The 3,400-nt window shown below is 66.6% G+C and carries 2 protein-coding genes; both read left to right on the top strand.

The annotated features are described in order from the left end of the window. Positions 1–346 precede the first annotated feature (346 nt). Entirely contained in the window at positions 347–1,612 is a 1,266-nt protein-coding gene (gene urtA / locus H0W38_RS19040) for an urea ABC transporter substrate-binding protein (RefSeq protein ID WP_292457109.1), read from the top strand. A gap of 150 nt (positions 1,613–1,762) precedes the next feature. Further along, positions 1,763–3,361, top strand: a complete 1,599-nt coding sequence (gene urtB / locus H0W38_RS19035; protein ID WP_292457112.1) for an urea ABC transporter permease subunit UrtB — start codon at positions 1,763–1,765, stop codon at positions 3,359–3,361. Positions 3,362–3,400 lie beyond the last annotated feature (39 nt).

The raw sequence follows: 3,400 nt of genomic DNA, 5'->3' as shown, positions 1-3,400 counted from the left end.
CGGGAGCAGATCCACGTGTGTCCTTTCCAACAAAGGCTTCGTCAGCGCATTGCGCGTTGCGTCTTGCAAGCCTCGTGCCCTTGCTTGGCGCGGGGGCGCTCGTTTTCAGGGCGCAGCGCCGAGCTTAGCCGCACCAGCAACGTGCGGCGAGGCGCTGCATTGGTGTGCTCGCCCTGTTGTCGTGCGCGCGATGCACAGCGAGGTTCGTGAAAGCACTCCGCGCAACGCGCCGCGGTGTGCACGTTGCGAACGGATCGGCGGCTTGCGGCTGCTCGTGCGCCTTCCTGCCCGGATGCTTTGGCACAGGCCTTGCACAAGTGGCTCCATTCAACCGAAGGGGGAAACCATGAACCGTCGATTCGCGCTCCAGGCCGTCACCGCCTCGCTGCTTGCAGCCGGCCTTTGCACACCCGCTGCCTTTGCGGCCGACACCATCAAGGTCGGCGTGCTGCACTCGCTCTCCGGCACGATGGCGATTTCGGAAACAGTGCTCAAGGATGTGGCCTTGATGACGATCGAGGAGATCAACGCACAGGGCGGCGTGATGGGCAAGAAGCTCGAGCCGGTGGTGGTCGACCCCGCGTCGAACTGGCCGCTGTTTGCCGAAAAGGCCCGCCAGCTCATCGGCCAGGACAAGGTCGCCGCCACCTTCGGCTGCTGGACCAGCGTGTCGCGCAAATCGGTGCTGCCGGTGTTCGAGGAGCTTAACGGCCTCTTGTTCTACCCGGTGCAGTACGAGGGCGAAGAGCTCAGCAAGAACGTTTTCTACACCGGCGCGGCGCCCAACCAGCAGGCCATTCCCGCCGTCGAGTACCTGATGAGCAAGGACGGCGGCGCGGCCAAGCGCTGGGTGCTGCTGGGCACCGACTACGTCTACCCGCGCACCACCAACAAGATCCTGCGTGCCTTCCTGCAGAGCAAGGGCGTGGCGGACGCCGACATCATGGAGGCCTACACGCCCTTCGGCCACTCCGACTACCAGACCATCATCGGCGACATCAAGAAGTTCGCCTCGCAGGGCAAGAGGACGGCCGTGGTCTCGACCATCAACGGCGACTCCAACGTGCCCTTCTACAAGGAGCTGGGCAACCAGGGCCTGAAGGCGACCGACGTGCCGGTGGTGGCGTTCTCCGTCGGCGAGGAAGAACTGCGCGGCGTTGACGCCAAGCCGCTGGTCGGCCACCTCGCGGCCTGGAACTACTTCATGAGCGTGCCGGGCGCGGCCAACAAGGAGTTCAAGGACAAGTGGGCCGCCTACGCCAAGGCAAAGAGTCTGCCGGGCGCCGACAAGCCGCTCACCAACGACCCGATGGAAGCCACCTACATCGGCATCCACATGTGGAAGCAGGCGGTCGAGAAAGCCAAGAGCACCGAGACCGACAAGGTGATCGCCGCCATGGCCGGGCAGACCTTCAAGGCGCCGAGCGGCTTCGTCGCCAAGATGGACGAAAAGAACCACCACCTGCACAAGCCGGTGTTCATCGGCGAGATCAAGGCCGACGGCCAGTTCAACGTGGTGTGGAAGACCCAGGGCCCCATCCAGGCCAAGCCCTGGAGCCCCTACATCCAGGGCAACAGCGCCATGAAGGACGAGCCCGAAAAGAAGATGTAAGGCCGGTGGACGGCGCCATGGCGCGCCGTCCGCTCTTGCCGTTGCGATGTCAGTCGCCCGCGGGTGCGGCGGCCGTCGCCTGCACGACTTCGCGCGGCTTGCTGCGGCACACGGCCGACGCGCACCGCGCTCCCTGACGATTCGATGGACATGCCTCATTTCTGGCGTAACGCGTTGCTGATGTTCTTGCTTGCCGTTGCCTGCGGCCGGGCGCTCGCGCTGAGCCCCGAGCAAGCGCACGCCATTTCCGCCGGCGACAGCGACTCGCGCATTGCGGCGCTGCAAGCCGCGCTCACCGCCGGGGATGCACGCGTGCCGGTGCTGGTGCGCGCGCTGCTCGACGACGCCGTCAAGCTCGATGCCGAGCGCGCCTACATCGTGCGGGACGGCGAAGCGGTCGAAGCGGGGAGCGGCGCTGCAGCGAGCCTGCCGGACGACGCCGAGGACGCGATCAACAACAACCGCATGCGAGGCGAACTCGAGGCGGCGCTCGCTGCGCTGGGGCTGTTCTCGGCCGACATCTCCGAGCGCCGCGCCGCCCTCGGCACACTGGTAGGCAACATCGACGAGAGCAAGCTGCCCCTGCTCGACAAGGCCCTCGCCGCCGAAACCGATGCCTCGCTCCGGGCAGACATCGAATTGCTTCGCGCCGTGGCGCTGGTGACTTCCGGCTCGGTGGCGCAGCGCCTCGCTGCAGCGCAGGCACTTGCCGCCGGTGATCAGGCCAGCACGCGCGCGCTGTTGCTCGACCGGCTGAAACCCGCCGCACAAGGCGGCGAAAACGACCCGGCCGTGCGCGAGGCACTCGCCCGCGCGACGGACGCCATCGGCTCGCGCCTGGCCTGGGGCGAGCGACTGGGCGTGGTGTTCACCGGCTTGAGCCTGGGCAGCATCCTGCTGCTGGCTGCGCTCGGTCTGGCGGTCACCTATGGCCTGATGGGCGTGATCAACATGGCGCACGGCGAGCTCATCATAATCGGCGCCTATGCGACCTGGGGTGTGCAGAACCTGTTTCGTGCGCACGCGCCGGGTTGGTTCGACAGCTATGTGCTGGTGGCGATCCCGGTCGCCTTTCTGGCCTCGGCCGCGGTCGGCGCGCTCATGGAGCGCAGCGTCATCCGCTGGCTCTACGGCCGCCCGCTGGAGACGCTGCTCGCCACCTGGGGCATCAGCCTGGTGCTGATGCAGACGGTCCGTTCGCTGTTTGGCGCGCAGAACGTGCCGGTGGAGAACCCGTCGTGGCTGTCAGGCGGCATTCAGGTGATGAGCAATCTCACGCTGCCCTGGAATCGCATCTTCATCATTGCTTTTGCGCTGCTGGTGTTGGCCGGCATGGCACTGGTGATCGCCCGCACGCGGCTGGGCCTGTTCGTGCGCAGCGTGACGCAGAACCGGCCGATGGCGGCGTGCATGGGTGTGGATACCGCGAAGGTCGACACCTTGGCTTTCTCGCTCGGCGCCGGTGTCGCGGGGCTGGCCGGTTGTGCGCTCAGCCAGGTGGGCAACGTGGGGCCCGACCTGGGGCAGGGCTACATCGTCGACAGCTTCATGGTGGTCGTGCTGGGCGGGGTGGGGCAGTTGGCCGGCACGGTGTATGCGGCGCTCGGATTGGGCGTTGTAAACAAGCTGCTGGAAGGCTGGCAGGGCGCGGTGCTGGCCAAGATCATGGTGCTGGTGTTCATCGTGAACTTCATTCAGAAGCGGCCGCAGGGCCTGTTTGCGATCAAGGGGCGGAGCGTGGAGGCATGAGTGCGGTGGTTCCGTGCGGCAGCCCCCTCACCCCAGCCC

This window comes from Methylibium sp. (genome assembly GCF_013817365.1).
In the GTDB taxonomy this organism is placed as follows: Bacteria; Pseudomonadota; Gammaproteobacteria; order Burkholderiales; family Burkholderiaceae_C; genus Methylibium.
This window is presented reverse-complemented; position numbering and strand designations above follow the sequence as displayed.

Bases quoted from the DNA above. Each gene is read 5' to 3' on its own strand.
- urtB (WP_292457112.1), top strand. From the start codon at position 1,763: ATGCCTCATTTCTGGCGTAACGCGTTGCTGATGTTCTTGCTTGCCGTT.
- urtA (WP_292457109.1), top strand. From the start codon at position 347: ATGAACCGTCGATTCGCGCTCCAGGCCGTCACCGCCTCGCTGCTTGCA.